The organism is Methylobacterium sp. WL116 (assembly GCF_008039455.1).
Lineage (GTDB): Bacteria > Pseudomonadota > Alphaproteobacteria > Rhizobiales > Beijerinckiaceae > Methylobacterium.
Genome location: NZ_VRUV01001136.1, coordinates 1 through 477, shown reverse-complemented (window position 1 = coordinate 477; position 477 = coordinate 1). Strand labels below are relative to the sequence as shown.

The window sequence follows — 477 nt, the reverse complement described above, 5'->3', positions numbered from 1 at the left end:
CCTGCGCTACGACACCGACGGTTCGGGCAACCGGCTCGCCGGCATCGACCTAACCCGCGGCGGCAGCGTCGGCTCGGCGGTCGGCATCACCGGGCTCGCGCCGGCGACGACCGACAGCGGCGCCGTGGCGCTGTCGCAGATGCCGCTGCGATATTCCACGTCGGCGGACCCGACGACCGCGAACCCGGCCACGCCCTCGAACGACGCGACGCTGGTCGGCGCCAACGGCGGCGCTCCGGTCGCCCTGCACAACGTCGCCCCGGGAAGCCTCGCCTCGGGCTCGACCGACGCGGTCAACGGCGGCCAGCTGTTCACGACGAACCAGGCCGTGGCGACGAACGCCGGCAACCTCACCGCGCTGCGCAGCGGCCTCGACGCCGGCACGATCGGCCTCGTCCAGCAGGATGCCGCGAGCCGCACCATCACGGTCGGCTCGGCCACCGACGGCAGCGTGGTCGACTTCACCGGCACCGCGGG

At 74.4% G+C, this 477-nt stretch carries 1 pseudogene; it reads left to right on the top strand.

Annotation, left to right across the window (positions count from 1 at the left end):
- A pseudogene (locus tag FV223_RS29770) lies at positions 1-477 on the top strand (hypothetical protein); the annotation flags it as partial.